The organism is Ruegeria sp. CDSC025 (genome assembly GCF_059610805.1).
Map to the genome: position 1 here is coordinate 60,929 of NZ_JBXWOJ010000011.1, position 18,741 is coordinate 79,669.

The window sequence follows — 18,741 nt, forward strand, 5'->3', positions numbered from 1 at the left end:
TTCATTTCAAGTAACGCTGGATCAGATGCGCAAAGCCTACACCCCACTGCCTGACGTGCAGGTCCGCGATGCGCATCGGGATTCATGTGGTGACTACTTGAACTTGGGCTTACGGCCCTGCATCTGCGCCATGACAACCTCCATCTGATCGGGTTTGCCGATCAGCTCCACCTGTTCGGCAGATTCGGCCAGCAGAACGTCGGCTCGCGAACGGGTTTCGGCCACGTCGATCAGGCGCTTGGCGGCACGGATGGCTGAAGGGCTTTGGCCTGCGATGTCTTCAGCCAGAGCCAGCGCCTCGGTCAGAGGATCGTCCGAGATTTTCGTGACCAGCCCCCAATCAGCCGCCTGCGGCGCGCCTATTGGACGTGCAGTATACGTCAGCAAGCGCAGCACGTCCGAGCGGACAAGCTCGGGCAGCAGAACCATGCCGCCCATGTCGGGAATGATACCCCATTTCATCTCCATCACCGCCAATTTCGCCTCGGGGTGGGCAATGCGGATATCCGCGCCCAGTGCGATTTGCAGACCACCACCATAGGCCACACCCTGAATGGCACAGATGACTGGAACGGGGACACGGCGCCAGATCAAGGCAAGCTCCTGCATTTCGTTGGCGTCGTCATGGCTGCGGTTCATCAGCCATTCGGTTGGGTCCTTGTGGGCCATGCTGGCGAAACTGGCCATGTCGAGACCGGCGCAGAAGCTTTTACCCTCACCCGACAGCACCACGGCGCGGGCGTCGGAAACCGCCACCTCTTGCCCGGCAGACAGGATCGCCTTGATCATGGCTTCGTCCAGCGCGTTCATCTTGTCGCCACGGGTTAGCGTGACATGGGCGATATGGTCTTTGTATTCGATGGAAACGCGAGACATTGGTCCCTCCGGAAATCAGTGTTGCGTCAACCATGCCAGCAAGATGAGGACAGTGCCACCACGACGTCAGGGCAAATCAGCGACGGACATACGGCCATACCACGGCGAATCCAGCGTCATGACATAGAACAGGTCACCAACGACCTGACCCGCCGTGGTGATGCCCAGCCGCCCGCCGGGGTCCTGCAAGGTTTGCAGGATTGTGCCATCCCCGTCGAATTGGACGATCATGCCGCGATGAATCGGCACCGGTCGCACCAAAGGACCCAGCCGCCAGATCACCTTGCGCAAAAAGGGATAGGGCATCAAAGCTTCACTCGGCACCCGCGGGCTGGCGAAGGCCATCCAATAAGTGCCGTCGCCCTGCGCCGTGAGGTTATCGGGGTATCCCGGCAGGTTTTCCATCAACACCTCGCGCTGCCCAGCACTCGGCCCAGTTAGCCAGAGCTTGTGCACCCGCGCACGGCCAGTTTCGGCGATCAGCAGAAAATCCGTCTGCGGGGAAAGCGCTACACCATTGGTATAGACAAAGCCCTCGGCCACCTTTTTTGTTGTGCCATCAGGGGAATAGCGGGCCACGTATCCCGTATCCGACTGCTCCCAGATGGTCAGGACTGAGGTGGCTTTGGTACCGCCCATGGTTTCGGGATCGAACCGATCAGACGAGTTCGAGAAATAGACCGTACCGTCCGGAGCCACGTCCAACTGATTGGCATAGACCACCGGAGACCCGCCAATCTCAGACACAAGGGATACCAGCGTGCCGGGCCCGGTCCAGCGCATCAGCCCCCGGTAGCTATCTGCGATATATAGCGCGCCGTCCGGCCCAGCTTGCAGACCCAAAGGGCGCCCACCCAGGTCGTCGATCTTGACCGGGCTGTCGCCGTCGATCCGATAAAGCGTGCCGGATATGGATGTCGTGTAGATCGTGCCATCCGGCATGATCGCGATGTCTTCCGGGCCTTCCTCGCCATCCGGCAAAGAGACTAGTTCGAGGCTGTCCAAAGCGTTGTTCTCGGCAAACGCGCCGGTAAAGCCCGGAGCTTCGGGCGGCTCCCAGGCCACTGGGTCCACGTCAACAGGCCAAAATATCAAATAGGCAAGTCCCACTAAAGCCAAACCAATCACGATGCGCATGGACATTCCTTTGTTTTTGTTGGTGCCAGACTGTGGGCACTGTGCAGGCAAAGCAAGGTTGCCTGTCGGATGAACTTGCGTTTATCTGGTTGCATGACCAATCCACGCTATACCCCGCTTGCCCAATCTCTTCCTGCTTCTGTGCCTTTTGTCGGCCCTGAAACACAGGAACGACAGCGCGGTGCACCATTTGTGGCCCGGCTGGGTGCGAATGAGAATGTCTTTGGCCCTTCGCCACGCGCTGTCGAGGCCATGCGGGGGGCAACTGGCGATATCTGGATGTATGGCGATCCAGAAAACCACAACCTGCGCCACGCCCTGGCTGAGTACCACTCCGTCTCACCCGAAAATATCGTGGTTGGCGAAGGCATTGATGGGTTGCTGGGCTATCTGGTGCGCCTGCTGGTTGGGCAAGGAGATACGGTTGTGACCTCGGACGGGGCCTATCCGACCTTCAACTATCACGTCGCCGGGTTTGGCGGGGTGATACACACGGTTCCCTATCGCGACGACCACGAAGACCCTCAAGCACTCTTTACCAAGGCCGCTGAGGTCGAGGCTAAGCTGGTCTATCTGGCCAATCCTGACAACCCTATGGGCAGCTGGCATTCGGGCACTGATATCGTGGCTGTATTGGATGCGCTGCCCGATGGCTGTCTGCTGGTTCTGGACGAGGCATATGTGGAATGCGCCCCCGACGGGACTGCAGCGCCAGTTGCCGCAGATGACCCGCGTGTGATCCGGATGCGCACGTTTTCCAAAGTATACGGAATGGCCGGCGCGCGTGTCGGCTATGCCATTGGGGCGTCAGACCTGATCTCGGCGTTCAACAAGGTGCGCAACCATTTCGGTATGAACAAGGCTGCACAAGCAGGCGCGTTGGCTGCGCTGCAGGATGAGGTTTGGCTGTTACAAATCCGTGCCCGCATCTCAGATGCGCGCGAGAGGATCAACGCGATAGCGTTGGAGAACGGGCTGCACCCTTTACCCTCAGCCACCAATTTCGTGGCCATTGATTGCGGTCAGGATGGGGTGTTTGCCAAGGCTGTTCTGGAGTCGCTGGTGGCGCAGGGGGTTTTCGTTCGGATGCCCTTTGCCGCGCCTCAGAACAGGTGCATTCGAGTGAGCTGCGGCGATGCCTCCAATCTAGGGGCTTTTGCCGCCTCTTTGCCAAAAGCGCTTGCTGACGCCCGGGCGCTGAACGTCTGAAGCTCTCGCTTATGGCCATCGGGACGGGGGGGCTGTCTGCCCCCATCGCGCCGTTTGCGCGATTCCCCCCGAAAGTATTTTGAGTCAGATGAAGATACAGATTAGCACTGAGATCGGGGGCTGGTCTCAGGTCACAAGCGCGGTGGCGGCGGCTTCTAACGCACCCGTGCCGCGCGGAATATCAAGGGCGGCCATGGCAGTTTCCACGCCGCCAAGCATCGCCATGACCATCTGTGCATTGATGTGTCCCATATGGCCCAGGCGAAAACAGCCGTCCCAATCTTCCATCCCGAGGCCTATTCCCAAAGTCAGGCCCAGCGATTGTTCGGTATAGGACCGCAATGGGGTTCCGAGCCCTCCACTCAGGCACAGCGCGGTGACCGCATGACTTCGGTCTGCGCGGTCAGCTACATTCAACGACAGCGCACCGCCCTGTGCCCAGATTTCGCAGGCGGTCCAGATTGCCTGAGCGAGGCGTTGATGGCGCGCCCAGACATTTTCGATCCCTTCCGCGTGGATCAGGTCGAGCGCGGCCCGCAGCCCATAGAGATGATGGGTCGGCGCGGTACCATCGAAGTATTGGTAGAATAGCTCGGGATTGGCTCGTGGCTGCCAGTCCCAATACCGGGAAACACGCGGCATTGCGGCCCGTTTTGCCTGCGCCTTGTCGTTGAAGAATACAAACCCCACGCCCGGTGGGGTCATCAGCCCTTTTTGACAGGCGGTAACAGTCACGTCGACACCCCAGGCATCCATCTCGAATTGCTCACATCCCAGCGAGGCGATGCAGTCCGCCATCACCAGCGCCGGGTGACCCAGATCATCCAGCAACGCGCGCAGCGCCGGGAGGTTGTTGCGAATTGAGCTCGAGGTATCCACGTGAACTGCAAGTATAGCCTTGATATCATACGATGAATCAGCGCGTAGCACCTCGGCAATGCGATCGAAACCCCAGACCGAGCTGGTTCCGAAATCAATCACATCCACTTTGGCGCCGATCCCTTCGGCCATTTCGGCCCATCCATGGGTAAACCGCCCCGATGCGGGGGCAAGCACTGTCTCACCGGGCGCGATGGTGTTCGACAGTGCCGCCTCCCACGTGCCATGGCCGTTGGCAATGTAGATGGCCACGTTATGGACCGTGCGGGCAACGCGACGCAGATCGCGGATCAGATCGGGCATCATCTCGATCAATTCGCCATCGTAGATATTAGGTGACGGTCGGTGCATCGCCTGCAGCACAGCGTCAGGCATGACCGAGGGGCCTGGAATGGCCAGATACTCGCGCCCACGCGCGAGGGAGATTGGATGTGTCATGGGATCAACCTGTTTGAATTGGCCCTACCCTAACGTGGCCAATTTCGGCGTCAATCCATCAGCTTGGCGGCATCCCGGGCAAGCGTTTCGATCCCGGACCAGTTGCCTTCTGCGACCATCTGTTTGGGTGCTACCCAGCTGCCGCCCGCACAGATCACGTTGGACAAAGACAGGTAATCTCGGGCATTTGAAGGCGATACACCGCCCGTTGGGCAGAAGGTGATTTGCGGCAAGGGCGCGCCGATAGCCTTGAGCGCAGGCGCCCCGCCCGAGGCCTCGGCCGGGAAGAATTTCAGCATGTCATAGCCTTTTTCCAGCAGGGCCATCGCCTCGGTGGCGGTTGCGGCGCCGGGCAGCAGGGGCAGGTCTTGGGCTTCACATGCGGCGATCAGGGCGTCGGTGGCACCGGGCGAGACGCCAAACTGCGCGCCAGCCTCTTTCGCGGCGCGCACGTCATCCGGCGTGATCAATGTACCCGCCCCGACGACGCCACCGGGAACCTGCGCCATCGCCCGGATCGCATCGAGCGCAGCCGGGGTGCGCAAGGTCACTTCGAGCGCAGGAAGACCGCCCGCGACCAGAGCTTCGGCCAGAGGTCGTGCGCTGGCGGCGTCGTCAATTACAAGAACCGGGACAATCGGGGCAAGGGCACAGATTTCACGGGTGCGTTGTGTCTTGGACATAGGTCTTACACTCCGAAGATGCTGGCGCCGGTATCCGCGGTGCCGACAGCGTTGCGAAACGCGCCGAACAGATCGCGCCCGACACCATGTTGGTTGGCAGAAAGGTCAGCCGTGGCCGGAGTGCGGTCAAGCACACCTGGGGTGAGGATTTCGAGCGCGCCGTTTATGGCATCCACGCGCAGAATGTCGCCATCCTGCAAATAGGCGATCGCACCGCCATCCAGAGCCTCGGGGCAGATATGAATGGCAGCGGGAACCTTGCCGGAGGCGCCGGACATACGGCCATCGGTCACCAGCGCCACCTTTTGCCCCCGGCCCTGAAGGATCGACAGCATCGGCGTCAATGAATGCAATTCGGGCATGCCATTCGCCTTGGGTCCCTGAAAGCGCACAACGACGATGACGTCATCCGTGAACTCTCCGGCTTTGAACGCCGCCTTGACCGCATCCTGAGTTTGGAACACCCGTACCGGGGCCTCGACCACCTGATGCTCGGGGGCAACCGCCGAAACCTTCATCACTCCGGTACCCAGATTGCCGCTGAGCCGCGAGAGACCTCCTGTAGGTTGGAACGGGTCTTTGGCGGGGCGCAATATCTTGTCATTCAGGCTTTGGCCTGCGCCGTCCTCCCAGGTCAGGTCGCCGTCTTTCAGCTTGGGTTCTTTGGTATAATTGTGCAGCCCCTGCCCCGCGACGGTCAGCGTGTCGGGGTGCAGCAACCCGTCTTCGAGCAGCGTGCCAATGCAATAGCCCAGCCCGCCCGCGGCGTGGAAATGGTTCACATCGGCCAGTCCGTTGGGATAGACTCGCGCGACCAAAGGCACCACGGCGGAGATTTCGGAAAAATCCTGCCAATCCAGCACGATACCGCCCGCGCGCGCCATCGCGATTAGGTGGATCAGCAGGTTTGTCGACCCGCCCGTGGCCATCAGACCGACAATGCCGTTCACAAAGGCACGTTCGTCAAGTATCTGGCAGACCGGCGCATAGTTGTTGCCCAGCGCACTGAGCGACAGAGCACGGCGCGCACCTTCTTCAGTCAGCGCATCGCGCAGCGGTGTGTTTGGATTGACAAAGCTGGATCCCGGAAGATGCAGGCCCATGAACTCCATCAGCATCTGGTTGGTATTGGCGGTGCCATAAAAGGTGCAGGTGCCGGGGCCATGATAGGCGGCCATCTCGGCGGCCATGAGCTCGGCGCGGTTGATCTCTCCGGCGGCAAATTTCTGGCGGATCTTGGCCTTTTCGTCATTTGGCAAACCGCTGGTCATCGGGCCTGCGGGCAAGAATACAGCTGGCAGATGGCCGAACGCCTGCGCGCCGATCACAAGGCCGGGCACGATCTTGTCGCAGACCCCCAGAAACACGGCAGCGTCATAAGTGTTGTGGCTCAGCGCCACCCCTGTGGCCAGCGCGATCACGTCACGTGAGAACAGCGACAGTTCCATCCCCGCCTCGCCCTGCGTGACGCCGTCACACATTGCCGGTACGCCACCTGCCACCTGTGCGGTTCCACCTGCGGCGCGGATCGCATTGCGGATCAGGCCGGGATAGCGCTCGAACGGCTGATGGGCCGACAGCATGTCGTTATAGGCAGTAACTATGCCCAGATTGCCCGCCGTACCAGTGGCCATCGATTGTTGGTCATCGCCTGCGCCGGCATAGGCGTGGGCCTGACCGCTGCAGGACAGATGCGCCCGCGCCGGGCCTTTGGACCGGGCCTGTTCCATCCGCTCAAGATGCGGACCACGCAAATCGGCGCTGCGCGCTATAATCCGTTGCGTGACGTCGGTGATAACTGCATTAACCATGTCTAACCTCCGATCTGACGCCAGCGGCGCCCGTCGCGATGCATCAGCATCAGAGCTTCTTCAGGCCCGGAACTGCCTTGATCATATTTCGATGGCCGGTCACCCCGGTTTTCCCAACCCTGAATAATAGGGTCAACCCAAGCCCAGGCGGCTTCGGCCTCGTCGCCACGCATGAACAGGGTCTGGTCACCGCGGATCACATCCATCACCAGCCGTTCATAAGCGTCCTGAGCCCGCGCATCTGCGCCCAACGCCTCGGCAAAGCTCATATCCAGCGACACATCCGACAGGCGGAACCCGCCCGGACCGGGATCTTTGATGGTGGTGCGCAGGGTGATCCCTTCGTCCGGTTGCAGACGGATCACCAGCACATTTCCATGCAATGGCCCTACATTGGGGAAGATAGTGTGTGGAGGATCCTTGAAGTAGACGGCGATTTCCGACTCGCGCGCACGCAAACGTTTTCCGGTGCGCAGATAAAAAGGCACCCCAGCCCAACGCCAGTTACCCAAATGAACCTTTAGCGCAATATAGCTTTCTGTCCGGCTTGCAGGGTTGCCGACATGGTCCAGATACCCGTCACCGCCCTCGCCCGTGCGGTATTGACCGCGGGCGATATCCGCAGGCATCACCGGCTCAAGCGCCTCGATCACTTTGACCTTTTCATCGCGAACCGCGTTGGGAGAGAACTTGGACGGCGGCTCCATCGCTGTCAGGCACAGCAGCTGTACCAAGTGGTTCTGGATCATATCCCGCATTGCACCCGACTGATCGTAATAGGCCCCGCGCCCCTCGACGCCGACGGTTTCAGCCACGGTGATCTGGACGTGGTCGACATGTGTTGCGTTCCACAACGGCTCGAACAGGGAATTGGCAAAGCGCAGGGCCATCAGGTTCTGCACGGTCTCTTTGCCCAAATAGTGGTCGATCCTATAGATCTGATGTTCTTCGAAACAGGCGCGCAGCCCTTCGTTCAGCGCCTTGGACGAGGCCAGATCATGACCAAACGGCTTTTCCACAACGATACGACTGTCAGGCGTTGCAAGATCGTGATCGTTCAGCCGTTTCGCAATGCCCGAGAACAAGCTTGGGCCGACAGAAAGGTAAAACGCTCGCACAACGTCTGGGCGCAATGACTTGGCCAGATTGTCCCAGCCCGCATCACCCAAGGCATCAACCTGTACATATTCCACGCGTGACAGAAAGCGGTCCAGAACGTCTTTTTTGAATTCCGGCGCGAACTCTTTCATCGAGGCGCGTATCTGATCCCGAAACGCGTCGCTATCAATGGCGGATCGGGCAGACCCGATAATCCGGGCTTCGTCTGGCATCTGGCCGACTTCGAAACGATGACACAAACCCGGCAGGATTTTTCGCTGCGCCAGATCACCGGTCGAGCCAAACAGCACCAGATCGAACGGGTTAACGGGAATTACGCGTGAAACCATCGTCGGGCTCCTTCAATCCTCTGCTGAACCACAATAGCACTTAAAGCTAACAGCGCCGGTGAATAGAAAATGTTATCGCTAACATTCACCATTTCCTTAGGCAAAGCGAGAAAAGAAAGCAAGGGTGGATTTGACGCACTACCCCTGGCTGCGTAACCATTCCATCACAGCCGGCCGCACGGATTGCTCTCCGCGATGACGAGCGTCCGATATGATCTTGCGCACTGCTTGCAGATCTGCCCGCAACAATACGCTTTTGACCGGCCCAATCGACGCCGGGCGCATCGACAACGTCCGGATTCCCATCGCGGCCAGACACAGTGCCTCGACCGGGCGTCCTGCGTCTTCACCGCAGAAGCTGAGTGGCGTATCCGAGATGTTGCAGCGTTCTACGATCCGTTCGATAAAAGTCAGGAAACTGACATTCAGCGAGTCATAGCGGCGGCGGACCAACTCGTTTTCACGGTCGGCAGCAAAGAAGAACTGTTTCAGATCATTGCCACCAATCGAAATGAAATCGACTTCGTCAAAAAACTTCTGCGGTGCAAAAGCGAGTGAGGGTGTTTCCAACATCGCTCCGACTTCAATACTTTCAGGCAGGGCATGGCCCAGACGTTTCTCGCGGTCGATGGTCTTATTCACTTCCCATCGCGCTTCATAATACTCTTCCGCTTGTGCCACGAATGGGAACATGACCGTCAACGGACGACCATTGGCGGCCCGGATCAGAGCCTGCAGCTGCATCCTCATCACGCCGCGTTTATCCAGGCCAACCCGAATTGCGCGCCAGCCTAAGGCCGGGTTCGGCTCCTCGATGTGTTTCATGTAGGGCAGAACTTTGTCGGACCCGATATCCAGCGTGCGAAATACCACACGCTTTTTATCGGCCGCATCCAGAACCCGCTGATATTGCGTCACAAGCTCGGAACGCTTGGGCATCTTATTGCGGATCAGGAACTGCAGCTCGGTACGAAACAGGCCCACTCCTTCGGCACCGGAATTGTTCAGCGAAGGCAGGTCCGCCATCAGACCCGCGTTCATCACCAGATTGATCCGCTCTCCATCCCGCGTCACCGTTGGCGTTTCGCGGATTGAGGCATAGCGTTCCTGCGCCTTGGCCTGCATCGCGACCTTATCGCGGAACGCGCTGACCACGGTATCTTCTGGTCTGAGCTGCACAGTGCCCTGATCGCCATCAACCAGGATATGGTCTCCGTTCAGGGCCTCGGTCGTAATGCGCCCAACATGGACCACCAGTGGTATGGCCAAAGCACGGGCAACAATGGTGGCATGGCTTCCGACCGAGCCCTCTTCGAGCACGATGCCTTTCAAGGACCGGCCATATTCCAGCAGGTCACCTGGACCGATATTCCGGGCAACCAGGATTGGGTCCGGTGGCAGGTCGGCACTGTTTGTCTGTCCTTGCCCGGTCAAAATGCGCAGCAGACGGTTGCTGAGATCGTCCAAATCCGCCAATCGCTCGCGCAGATAGGGGTCGGAGACTTGGCTCATGCGCGCGCGCGCCTGGGATTGTTCCTTTTCCACCGCAGCTTCGGCGCTAAGCCCAAGTGCAATGTCCTCTTCCATCCGGCGCATCCAACCTTTGGAGTTGGCGAACATGCGATAGGCTTCCAGAACCTGCAGCTGTTCCTTGTCGCCGTTCTTGGATATCTCGAGCATCTTGTCGACACCGACGCGCAATTCTTCAACCGCCTCGGTCAGACGTTCTTGTTCGCGATGCGGGTCATCGGCAATCGGGTTGGTAACAACAACGCGCGGTTCGTGCAGCCAGACATGGCCTTCGGCCGAGCCCTCTTGTGCAGGGCCGCCTGTAAACTGAACCGGTTGCTGGTGGCGTGGCGACAGGGCCGCGCCCTCGCCAACGAATGCTCCCAGTTCAGCCATTTCGGCCAGAACCATTGCAACCACTTCCAGCGCATAAACTTCATCCGCAGAATATTCGCGCGCGTTTCGGGACTGAACAACCAGAACGCCAAGCTTTTCACCCAGCCGCTGAATCGGCACACCCAGAAAAGACGAGAAACGCTCCTCGCCCGTTTCCGGCATATAGCGAAAGCCCTTGGCTGACGGCGCATCGGGCGTATTCACGATTTTGCCGGATTTCGCGACGCGCCCCACCAGTCCTTCGCCCATGCGCATACGGGTCTTATGAACAGCCTCGGGCGACAGGCCTTCGGTCGCACAAAGTTCCAGGGTTTCTTCGTCGCGGAACAGATAGATCGAGCAGACTTCGGCCCGGATACTGTCTGCGATCAGGTGAGTGATCCGGTCAAGACGTTCCTGACCGGCAGCTTCGCTCGCCATCTCTTCACGCAGCCGCCCCAGCAGCTTACGGGATTCTGTTTCAGTGCCGTCTGCCATAGCCCAACCAGTCTAAGGTTTCAGGCGTGACCCTTGGCTGAATTGCTCAGGCCGCCTTGTCCAATTCAAAGGCATCATGCAGTGCCTGAACCGCAAGTTCCATGTATTTCCTGTCTACCAAGACGGAAATTTTTATCTCAGAGGTTGTAATGACCTTGATGTTGATACCCTCATCCGAGAGTATCTTGAACATTTTGGCCGCAACACCCGATTGCGAACGCATTCCAATCCCGACCACAGAAACCTTGCAGACATCATTATCTGCGACCAGGTCGGCATAGTTCAGCTCTCCCCGGTCTTTCACAGCCAACAGCGCCTTTTCGGCGCGCGTCACCTGATCCGTGGGGCAGGAAAAGGTCATATCCGTGCGCCCTTCGTCCGAGATGTTCTGAACGATCATATCCACATTCACGCCCGCGTCGCTAAGCGCCGTAAAGATGATCGAGGCGATACCGGGGCGGTCCGCCACGGAAACGACGGTCATCTTGGCCTCGTCACGAGAATAGGCCACACCGGCCACAACATTGGATTCCATGATATCCTCCTCGTCGCAGACCAGCGTACCGGCCTCGTCGGATTGTTCTTCAAAACTTGAGAGAACGCGCAATTTCACTTTATATCGCATCGCCAGCTCAACCGAGCGGGTTTGCAGCACCTTAGCCCCAAGCGAGGCCAGTTCCAGCATTTCTTCGAATGAGATCCGATCCAGCTTACGCGCTTTTTGGCAGATGCGCGGGTCGGTCGTGTAAACGCCGTCTACATCGGTATAGATGTCGCAGCGCTCGGCCCCGAATGCGGCAGCAAAGGCCACCGCAGTGGTATCCGACCCGCCACGGCCCAGTGTCGTGATACGGCCTTCAGGGCTAAGACCCTGGAAACCCGCGACAACGGCCACTTTCATGCCCTCGCCGAATTTCTGGTTCAGGTTGTCGGTCGGGATATCCTCGATCCGGGCCTGGCTGTGGGCGCTGGTGGTCAGCAACGGCACCTGCCAGCCCTGCCAACTGCGGGCTGGTACGTCCATCTCTTGCAATGTCAGCGCCATAAGGCCGGCGGTGACGTTTTCCCCCGAAGACACCACGGCGTCATATTCGCGCGCATCAAACAGTGGCGAGGTTTCGTTGACCCAGCCCACCAGCTCGTTGGTCTTGCCCGACATGGCCGAGACGATGACGATCACGTCATAACCCTTGGCCACCTCAACGCCGATGCGCTTTGCAGCACGGCGGATACGGTCCAGATTTGCGACGGATGTGCCGCCGAATTTCATCACGAGTACGGGCATGGGGGCTGATGTCTCCGCGCCTTGGAATTCAGATCCCGTGCGTCTTATGCGAGGGGGGCCGCAAGAGCAAGAGTGCAATACCGCATCAGTCGGGGCCTAGCATCGCTTTACAACCGCGTATGACGGTGTAAGCCTGACGCATCAAATTCACTACGAGGTATTCAATGCACCGTCTTGCCCTTGTCCTTGCCCTATTTTCCACACCTGCGGCGGCGCAAGTCGCCTCGCTGACCGGCACCGACGGTCAAAACGCCTTGGGGAAAGTGCCCTGTGCGACCAGCCCAGGCGAGGCGATGCGCACTTGCAACGCCGAAATGCGGCGCCGTGACGACGGCAGCTCTACGCTTGCGGTTGCGATGGGAAATGGCGAAGTCCGCAACATCTATTTCTCCGATGGTATCCCGGATTCAACAAATTCGGCAGCTAAGATCACCTATGAAAACCGAGGCGATATTATGGTGATTTTCGTTGATCCAGGTGAGGTATATGAGATCCCTAAAGTCGCTCTTGCCCGTCAGTAAGGGTGCGACTGGCCTTCATAGGTTTCAAAGCACCCAGTACTTTCAAGTGACAGAGTATCGAAACGGTTGATTAGGCCCTGAACAGCCTTATCAACCGTGATATCAGCCCCGGTCCCACCCATATCCGTCTGAACCCAGCCGGGATGGTAAATGCCTACTGAAATGCCGTCGCCGCGCAGGTCCACAGCAAGATTACGCCCCAGGTTCAGAACCGCCGCCTTGGACGAGCGGTAGATATAGCTGCCACCAGGCGCCCGCGTGTGCGAGGCCATCTGCGAGGATAAAATCGCAATCTTTCCCTGTGCCGCGCGCAGATTGGGCAACAAGGCCTGAACTGTCAGAAAGACCCCCGTCACATTGGCAGCGAAACTCTGCGCCCACATTTCGGCGGGGTAGCCATCGATGGTTTGGGATTTATCCAGATATACACCGGCATTGCAGACCAGCAGATCAACAGGGCGCATTGCCAGTTTTTCCGCCATCGCTTTATATTGTTTTGGGTCTGTTACATCCAGCGCCACCTCCGCGCTGCCATCCCGAGCCGTGCCCGTTACATCGCATCCTTGCGCCCGATACCTGTCCGCCAGAACCTTTCCGATCCCCCGCCCAGCACCGGTGATAACAACATGCATGGGCTAGTTCGTCTTGCGCGAAGGTACGAAAGGCAGCGGCGCAACAGGAACGCCGTCATCGATCAATGCCCTGGCTTCTTCTGGCTTGGCCTCGCCATAGATCGCACGTTCCGGCGCGTCGCCCAAATGTATCTTACGGGCCTCTTTGGCAAAATCCTTGCCAACATAATCCGAGTTGTCCTCGACTTTGCGCCGCAGCTCAGAAAGGGCTTTCTCGACATCAACGCTTGGCGTTGCCATGTTGACGACCTCATCCCGAGATGCCGGAACCGTGGTACGAGATTCGACCGTACGTCCGGGGCGGACACGCGGGGTCATGATTGCTTTTTCAACTTGCGGATCACCGCACACAGCGCATGTCACCATGCCCGCGGCGGCAAGTTTGTCGTAAGCGGCGGCTGATTGAAACCAACTGTCAAAGCTGTGACCGCTATTACATTTCAACGCATATTGAATCATGTTCTGTCCAGATGTCGGATGCCAAATAGATACCAACCACTATTGCAATGGCAAGCCCCTGAGGGGGACATCAGTGATACAAATGCTCTACATTGCGTAACAATGATGCAAGATCGGGCGAATTAACCCGAGAGGCGGCATGTCCCAGCGAAAACCACCTGCGCTTGCGCTCTTGCCATTCAGGGTATCGCGCGGCCAGGGATTTGACCACCAGCGGATAGACATCGACCAGATAAACCGCTGATCCTTTCTTGTACCTCCGCTTGTAATGCAGGAACTGCCCAAAGGCATTTGGAGTGCAAGTACCGGTCACACCCGCCTCTTCCCAGGCTTCTTGACTGGCTGTCCCGGAGGGTGAGAGGCCTTCGATCAAATTCCCCTTGGGTATTATCCAACGACCGGAACCACGCGTTGTAATGAGCAACACTTGAGGCGTGCCGCGTTGGACACGATAGCACAGAGCTGCCGATTGCCGTACGACTCGTACAGTGCCCGCTTGATGCAGGTTGAGTTGCCTTTGCTCGATCACGTCCTGCTGCCTCTCCAGGGAACGTTTTATCCGCCTGCCCGGTGCGCTTTTGCGCTTATTTATCGGACCTGCGCCTGAAGAATGCCATGTGAAGCGTTATTTTTCAATCCCTTGCATCCGCGCCTCAAGTTTGCGGATCAGAACCTCATGCGGAATATCGGCATCTACTGACAGCCGCCTCAGGCCAAAATGGACGCGGGCGATCTGTTGGTAATAGCGTGTATAGACATAATTCGTACCGCCGCCGGCTATGGCGCCCAACACAGGCACAGATTGCGCAGCCAGTTTTTGCCCCAAAACCACCGCCAGTTTCGGGGCAACGGCAGATATCAGCTTTTGCAAAGCTGGGCCTGTCAGGGTCAGGCGCGCCGAAAAGAAACCCAGATCCGCACCGTCATCGAAAGACATCGGACCAGCGGCTGACAATACCCGGACACAGTCGAATTTGACACCATCCTCAGAAGGGTCAAACCCTTCGCGCGCCGCAGCGCCCTGAATTGAACGCAGCAGCATGGTCGTGGTTGCCGGTAACTCCATCAATGCGGTCGGAACGCCACCGATACCGCCTGCAGCTCCCATGGCTGTCGTCAGGGCCGTATTGACCCATGGCAACTGATCGGGCACCGCCCTACGCGACCCTTCAGCCGCGTTCATCGCAATCCAAAGCGCCTTTTCTGTCGCCCCGGTTAGGACTTCGCGCACAGATGGCGGCAGCTGTTCAAGCAATGACTCTGCCGAGCCACCGACACTGTTCAACAACTTGACGCCCGGCCCTCCGGCGGATTGGTAAAATCCGGCCAAACGGTCCAGTTCCGCTTCGGCATTGAGTTTTCCGACAAGAACCATGTCCTGCATAAGTACCCTCCTGCCCCTAGAACATCGGCACTTACCGCAACGGTTTCAATAGCTCAGCGGCTCCAGCGGGTTACCGGACCAGTTATTCCGTCCCATCCGCCGGGTATCAGGTCCACGCCCAGAACCCGATCCGGGTTGGTTGGCGGGGGCATCTCGACCCCGGTCAGACGGGTGAAACCAAACCGAGCATAATAGGGTGCATCCCCGACCAACATGACCCTGTCCCAACCCTTGGTTCGCCCGGCCCGCAATCCTTCATGGATCAAAAATCCACCCAGTCCTTCACCTTGATGGGTCGGGTGGACGGCCACAGGGCCCAAAAGCAGCGCGTCCTGATCGCCAACATGCACGGGCCAGAATCTTATTGCACCGGCCAGGATATCCTGCCCGTCCCGCACCACTTGTGACAAGCCTGACATTGGCGGAACATCATCGCGCAGGCGATACGAAGACAGCGCTTCGCGCCCGGGCGCAAAGCACAAATCGTACAAAGCCTCGACTTCCCACCAATCGTCCGGCTCCTCCGGCCTGATCACGAATTGCTGCACCCTGCCCTCTTTTCCTAGCTGGAATTCGCCCTAGCATTTCGTTACGCCTTGGGCAAACGCTTGGAGACCTTATGTTCTATCGCCCAGAAGACGGCCACGGCCTGCCACACAATCCGTTCAACGCCATTATCACCCCGCGCCCGATCGGCTGGATATCAACCCGTGGCGCGGATGGGACCAACAACCTCGCGCCCTATTCGTTCTTTAATGGTGTGGCCTACACACCCCCGCAGGTCATGTTTGCCTCGACCGGAACCAAGGCCGATCAGGACGGTGGAAAAGACAGCATCGCCAATATCGAGGCAACAGGCGTATTCTGCGTGAACGTTGTCGCCCACGCCCACCGCGACGCAATGAACGCCAGTTCAGCCGCGCTGCCCAAACATGTCGACGAGTTCAAACACGCCGGCCTTACCGCAATCGAATGCGAGACCATCCCCTGCGCCCGTGTCGAAGGTGCCCCAGCCGCATTGGAATGCAAGCTCACGCAGATCGTGACCCTGCCCGGACAGGCGAACCGGGTTGTGTTTGGCGAAGTGACAGGAGTGCATCTGAACGACGACCATATGCGGGATAGCAAATTCGATGTGACGTCTTTCAAACCACTGGCACGGCTTGGCTACCGGGATTATTCGGTTGCGTCCGAGCTGTTCAGTCTTTCAAGACCGGATGACTAATGCCTTTACCTGACGCATCGCGCCGATACCCAATCACATTGCCTGACGGCTCGGACCACCCGGGAACGGTCTTACTGTCTCAGGCTATCGACCACCCCAGAATAGAAGCCGGTGAATACAGCTATGCGTCGGATTTCGACGCACCAGAGGATTGGGCGCAACGCCTTGCCCCTTATCTATTCCCGTTTTCCCGCGAAAAACTTGTCTTGGGTAGATTCTGTCAAATCGCCCACGGCGTCCGGTTCATCACTTCATCGGCCAATCACGCCATGAGCGGGGCGACATGCTATCCTTTTCCCGTTTTCGATCCCGAAAAGCTGTTGGAATATCAACCTGACAGGCGCGATACCGTGATCGGAAATGACGTTTGGATCGCATACGGTGCCTTGATCATGCCTGGCGCTGAAATCGGAGATGGCGCCATTATCGGTGCAGGATCCGTCGTGCGCGGAACAGTACCGCCTTATGCAATCGTGACAGGCAATCCTGCAGAAGTACGACGGTATCGGTTTGAGGCCGGTACAATCGACCGGCTGCTTGCTTTGAAGTGGTGGGATTGGCCAACTGATCTGATTACCGAAGCCGAAAGTGCTCTGCTGTCCGGAAACGTCGATATGCTGGAGCGTTTAGCCCCCTAAAAAAGGCGGCCCATTTGGCCGCCTTTCACAATCAGTGCCCACCCAGAATGCCGGTGCGAACAGAATAATCGACCGCCAGCGCGTAATCGGGGTCATCGTCGCTGTCGACCATCAAATGGCCTGCCTTGTTCAGCAGTTTGTGACAGTCACGACTGAGGTGACGGAGCATGACGCGCTTTCCTGCGGCTTCATATTTCGAAGCGATGTTCTCGATGGCCTGCAATGCCGACTGATCCACCACACGGCTTTCGGCAAAATCGACAATCACGGTTTCCGGGTCGTTTGAAACGTCGAATATCTCAACAAATCCCTCGGACGAACCAAAGAACAGCGGCCCTTGAATCTCGTAGACCTTTGCGCCTTTTTCCGTCAGTGAATCGCGGGTGATTGCATGGATACGCTTGGCGTTGTTCCAAGCATAAGCCAGGGCCGAGACGATCACACCAACAACAACCGCTACCGCCAGGTCCTCCATCACGGTCACGACAGTCACCAGCACAATGACAAACGCGTCCATCAAAGGCACTTTGCGCATGATCTTGAACGAGTTCCAGGCGAAGGTCCCGATCACCACCATGAACATCACCCCGACCAAAGCGGCCAATGGAATCTGCTCAATCAGCGGGGAAGCGAACAGGATGAATACCAACAGGAACAGCGCCGCTGCGATACCGGCAATGCGCGTGCGCCCACCTGATTTCACGTTGATCATGGACTGACCTATCATGGCACAGCCGCCCATGCCTCCGAAAAAGCCCGTGGCCACATTGGCAAACCCTTGGGCGATACATTCTTGCGAGGCACCACCACGTTTGCCGGTGATTTCGCCAACAAGGTTCAGCGTCAGAAGCGACTCGATCAGGCCAATCGCTGCCAATATGACGGCGTATGGCAGGATGATCTCAAACGTCTCCCAGTTCAGCGGCACCATCGGGATGTGGAACGGCGGCAAGCCACCTTCGATCGAGGCAAGATCGCCCACCCGTGGGACGTCCAGTCCAAAACCAATCACCAATGCTGCGACGACCATGATCCCTGCCAAAGGCGCCGGGACAATGCGTGTAATGCGTGGCACGATAAGGATCACCGCCATAGTCAGGCCGACCAGACCCAACATGGTAAAAAGCTGAATACCGGAAAGCCATTCGCCACCGCTCATGCCATGGCCCGTGTTTTCCATGCTACCGGGAACTTTGAACTGGCCCATCTGGGCCAGAAAAATCACGATGGCCAATCCGTTCACAAACCCCAGCATCACTGGATGCGGTACCAGCCTGATAAAACGCCCCCAGTGCATCGCCCCTGCGATCAGCTGCAGTATTCCCATCAAAACCACTGTAGCGAAGAGGTATTCGACCCCATGTTCTGCCACCAAGGCAACCATCACCACGGCCAGCGCCCCGGTTGCGCCCGAAATCATACCCGGACGTCCACCGATCAGTGCAGTGATCAGCCCCACCATGAACGCAGCATACAAACCAACCAGAGGATGCACGCCCGCGACAAACGCAAAGGCCACCGCCTCAGGGACCAAAGCAAGTGCAACCGTCAGGCCGGACAGCAGCTCGATCCGAAGGCGCGAGACGGTCAGGCCCTCATCCGGAACCCAACGAAGATCAGGTTTGGCGATACGATTGGCAAAGCTTGCCAGCATAGCTCGGGGCATAGGGCGTCCTGTTGGTTTATGGGTTCGCGCGAAAAAGGGACTTCTATCTGTGAACCGGTTTTTGAGCC

18 protein-coding genes are annotated in these 18,741 nt (G+C 58.2%); 4 read left to right on the forward strand and 14 right to left on the reverse strand.

Going from position 1 to position 18,741, the window contains the following annotated elements; genetic code table 11:
- Positions 1-93 precede the first annotated feature (93 nt).
- Complete coding sequence (locus AC2FH8_RS15355) at positions 94-876, reverse strand: crotonase/enoyl-CoA hydratase family protein (protein WP_496690157.1); 783 nt, start codon at positions 874-876, stop codon at positions 94-96.
- Between the two features lie 66 nt (positions 877-942).
- Positions 943-2,019 carry an SMP-30/gluconolactonase/LRE family protein gene (locus AC2FH8_RS15360; protein WP_496690158.1) on the reverse strand — a complete coding sequence of 359 codons (1,077 nt, stop codon included), beginning with the start codon at positions 2,017-2,019 and terminating at the stop codon, positions 943-945.
- 87 nt (positions 2,020-2,106) lie between these two features.
- Between AC2FH8_RS15360 and AC2FH8_RS15365 the strand changes: the two genes are divergently transcribed.
- Positions 2,107-3,222 (forward strand): pyridoxal phosphate-dependent aminotransferase, encoded by a 1,116-nt coding sequence (locus AC2FH8_RS15365; protein ID WP_271950460.1) that lies wholly within the window; start codon positions 2,107-2,109, stop codon positions 3,220-3,222.
- A gap of 126 nt (positions 3,223-3,348) precedes the next feature.
- Here the strand turns inward: AC2FH8_RS15365 and AC2FH8_RS15370 are convergent, their stop codons facing one another.
- From AC2FH8_RS15370 to AC2FH8_RS15395, 6 genes are all read right to left on the reverse strand, one after another.
- Complete coding sequence (locus AC2FH8_RS15370) at positions 3,349-4,539, reverse strand: pyridoxal-phosphate-dependent aminotransferase family protein (protein WP_496690159.1); 1,191 nt, start codon at positions 4,537-4,539, stop codon at positions 3,349-3,351.
- Between the two features lie 50 nt (positions 4,540-4,589).
- Complete coding sequence (locus AC2FH8_RS15375; protein ID WP_142638043.1) at positions 4,590-5,222, reverse strand: bifunctional 4-hydroxy-2-oxoglutarate aldolase/2-dehydro-3-deoxy-phosphogluconate aldolase; 633 nt, start codon at positions 5,220-5,222, stop codon at positions 4,590-4,592.
- A gap of 5 nt (positions 5,223-5,227) precedes the next feature.
- Entirely contained in the window at positions 5,228-7,033 is a 1,806-nt protein-coding gene (gene edd / locus AC2FH8_RS15380) for a phosphogluconate dehydratase (RefSeq protein WP_496690160.1), read from the reverse strand.
- 2 nt (positions 7,034-7,035) lie between these two features.
- A complete protein-coding gene (zwf, locus tag AC2FH8_RS15385) occupies positions 7,036-8,481 on the reverse strand; it encodes a glucose-6-phosphate dehydrogenase (RefSeq protein ID WP_496690161.1) in 1,446 nt (481 codons plus the stop codon).
- Positions 8,482-8,619: 138 nt separating this feature from the next.
- Positions 8,620-10,863 carry a phosphoenolpyruvate--protein phosphotransferase gene (ptsP, locus tag AC2FH8_RS15390; protein WP_142638037.1) on the reverse strand — a complete coding sequence of 748 codons (2,244 nt, stop codon included), beginning with the start codon at positions 10,861-10,863 and terminating at the stop codon, positions 8,620-8,622.
- Between the two features lie 46 nt (positions 10,864-10,909).
- Positions 10,910-12,148: an aspartate kinase gene (locus AC2FH8_RS15395; protein WP_142638035.1), complete on the reverse strand. Its 1,239-nt coding sequence runs from the start codon at positions 12,146-12,148 to the stop codon at positions 10,910-10,912.
- Between the two features lie 164 nt (positions 12,149-12,312).
- Here AC2FH8_RS15395 and AC2FH8_RS15400 point away from each other — a divergent pair, with 164 nt between their 5' ends.
- Entirely contained in the window at positions 12,313-12,669 is a 357-nt protein-coding gene (locus AC2FH8_RS15400) for a hypothetical protein (RefSeq protein ID WP_271950471.1), read from the forward strand.
- Here AC2FH8_RS15400 and AC2FH8_RS15405 read toward each other — a convergent pair.
- From AC2FH8_RS15405 to AC2FH8_RS15425, 5 genes are all read right to left on the reverse strand, one after another.
- Positions 12,663-13,301 (reverse strand): SDR family NAD(P)-dependent oxidoreductase, encoded by a 639-nt coding sequence (locus AC2FH8_RS15405; RefSeq protein WP_496690162.1) that lies wholly within the window; start codon positions 13,299-13,301, stop codon positions 12,663-12,665. The two genes, AC2FH8_RS15400 and AC2FH8_RS15405, sit on opposite strands and share 7 nt — an antisense overlap.
- 3 nt (positions 13,302-13,304) lie before the next feature.
- Complete coding sequence (locus AC2FH8_RS15410) at positions 13,305-13,760, reverse strand: DUF1178 family protein (protein WP_271950473.1); 456 nt, start codon at positions 13,758-13,760, stop codon at positions 13,305-13,307.
- Positions 13,761-13,830: 70 nt separating this feature from the next.
- Positions 13,831-14,289 carry an NUDIX hydrolase gene (locus tag AC2FH8_RS15415; RefSeq protein ID WP_271950475.1) on the reverse strand — a complete coding sequence of 153 codons (459 nt, stop codon included), beginning with the start codon at positions 14,287-14,289 and terminating at the stop codon, positions 13,831-13,833.
- 96 nt (positions 14,290-14,385) lie between these two features.
- Positions 14,386-15,144: an EcsC family protein gene (locus AC2FH8_RS15420; RefSeq protein ID WP_142638025.1), complete on the reverse strand. Its 759-nt coding sequence runs from the start codon at positions 15,142-15,144 to the stop codon at positions 14,386-14,388.
- A gap of 53 nt (positions 15,145-15,197) precedes the next feature.
- On the reverse strand, positions 15,198-15,692 hold the full coding sequence (locus tag AC2FH8_RS15425; protein ID WP_142638024.1) for a GNAT family N-acetyltransferase: 495 nt from the start codon (positions 15,690-15,692) through the stop codon (positions 15,198-15,200).
- Between the two features lie 71 nt (positions 15,693-15,763).
- Here AC2FH8_RS15425 and AC2FH8_RS15430 point away from each other — a divergent pair, with 71 nt between their 5' ends.
- On the forward strand, positions 15,764-16,369 hold the full coding sequence (locus AC2FH8_RS15430; protein WP_496690163.1) for a flavin reductase family protein: 606 nt from the start codon (positions 15,764-15,766) through the stop codon (positions 16,367-16,369).
- Positions 16,369-17,007, forward strand: coding sequence for a CatB-related O-acetyltransferase (locus tag AC2FH8_RS15435; protein WP_496690164.1), 639 nt, complete (start codon positions 16,369-16,371; stop codon positions 17,005-17,007). Before AC2FH8_RS15430 ends, AC2FH8_RS15435 begins: the two co-directional genes overlap by 1 nt.
- Before the next feature lie 31 nt (positions 17,008-17,038).
- On the opposite strand, the gene AC2FH8_RS15440 is transcribed toward AC2FH8_RS15435, so the two are convergent.
- Complete coding sequence (locus AC2FH8_RS15440) at positions 17,039-18,673, reverse strand: SulP family inorganic anion transporter (RefSeq protein ID WP_142638018.1); 1,635 nt, start codon at positions 18,671-18,673, stop codon at positions 17,039-17,041.
- Positions 18,674-18,741: the final 68 nt, after the last annotated feature.

Bases quoted from the DNA above. Each gene is read 5' to 3' on its own strand.
- AC2FH8_RS15405 (WP_496690162.1), bottom strand. From the start codon at position 13,301: ATGCATGTTGTTATCACCGGTGCTGGGCGGGGGATCGGAAAGGTTCTG.
- AC2FH8_RS15410 (WP_271950473.1), bottom strand. From the start codon at position 13,760: ATGATTCAATATGCGTTGAAATGTAATAGCGGTCACAGCTTTGACAGT.
- AC2FH8_RS15440 (WP_142638018.1), bottom strand. From the start codon at position 18,673: ATGCCCCGAGCTATGCTGGCAAGCTTTGCCAATCGTATCGCCAAACCT.
- AC2FH8_RS15420 (WP_142638025.1), bottom strand. From the start codon at position 15,144: ATGCAGGACATGGTTCTTGTCGGAAAACTCAATGCCGAAGCGGAACTG.
- AC2FH8_RS15400 (WP_271950471.1), top strand. From the start codon at position 12,313: ATGCACCGTCTTGCCCTTGTCCTTGCCCTATTTTCCACACCTGCGGCG.
- AC2FH8_RS15395 (WP_142638035.1), bottom strand. From the start codon at position 12,148: ATGCCCGTACTCGTGATGAAATTCGGCGGCACATCCGTCGCAAATCTG.
- AC2FH8_RS15365 (WP_271950460.1), top strand. From the start codon at position 2,107: ATGACCAATCCACGCTATACCCCGCTTGCCCAATCTCTTCCTGCTTCT.
- edd (WP_496690160.1), bottom strand. From the start codon at position 7,033: ATGGTTAATGCAGTTATCACCGACGTCACGCAACGGATTATAGCGCGC.
- ptsP (WP_142638037.1), bottom strand. From the start codon at position 10,863: ATGGCAGACGGCACTGAAACAGAATCCCGTAAGCTGCTGGGGCGGCTG.
- AC2FH8_RS15430 (WP_496690163.1), top strand. From the start codon at position 15,764: ATGTTCTATCGCCCAGAAGACGGCCACGGCCTGCCACACAATCCGTTC.
- AC2FH8_RS15355 (WP_496690157.1), bottom strand. From the start codon at position 876: ATGTCTCGCGTTTCCATCGAATACAAAGACCATATCGCCCATGTCACG.
- AC2FH8_RS15375 (WP_142638043.1), bottom strand. From the start codon at position 5,222: ATGTCCAAGACACAACGCACCCGTGAAATCTGTGCCCTTGCCCCGATT.
- AC2FH8_RS15435 (WP_496690164.1), top strand. From the start codon at position 16,369: ATGCCTTTACCTGACGCATCGCGCCGATACCCAATCACATTGCCTGAC.
- AC2FH8_RS15370 (WP_496690159.1), bottom strand. From the start codon at position 4,539: ATGACACATCCAATCTCCCTCGCGCGTGGGCGCGAGTATCTGGCCATT.
- zwf (WP_496690161.1), bottom strand. From the start codon at position 8,481: ATGGTTTCACGCGTAATTCCCGTTAACCCGTTCGATCTGGTGCTGTTT.
- AC2FH8_RS15360 (WP_496690158.1), bottom strand. From the start codon at position 2,019: ATGTCCATGCGCATCGTGATTGGTTTGGCTTTAGTGGGACTTGCCTAT.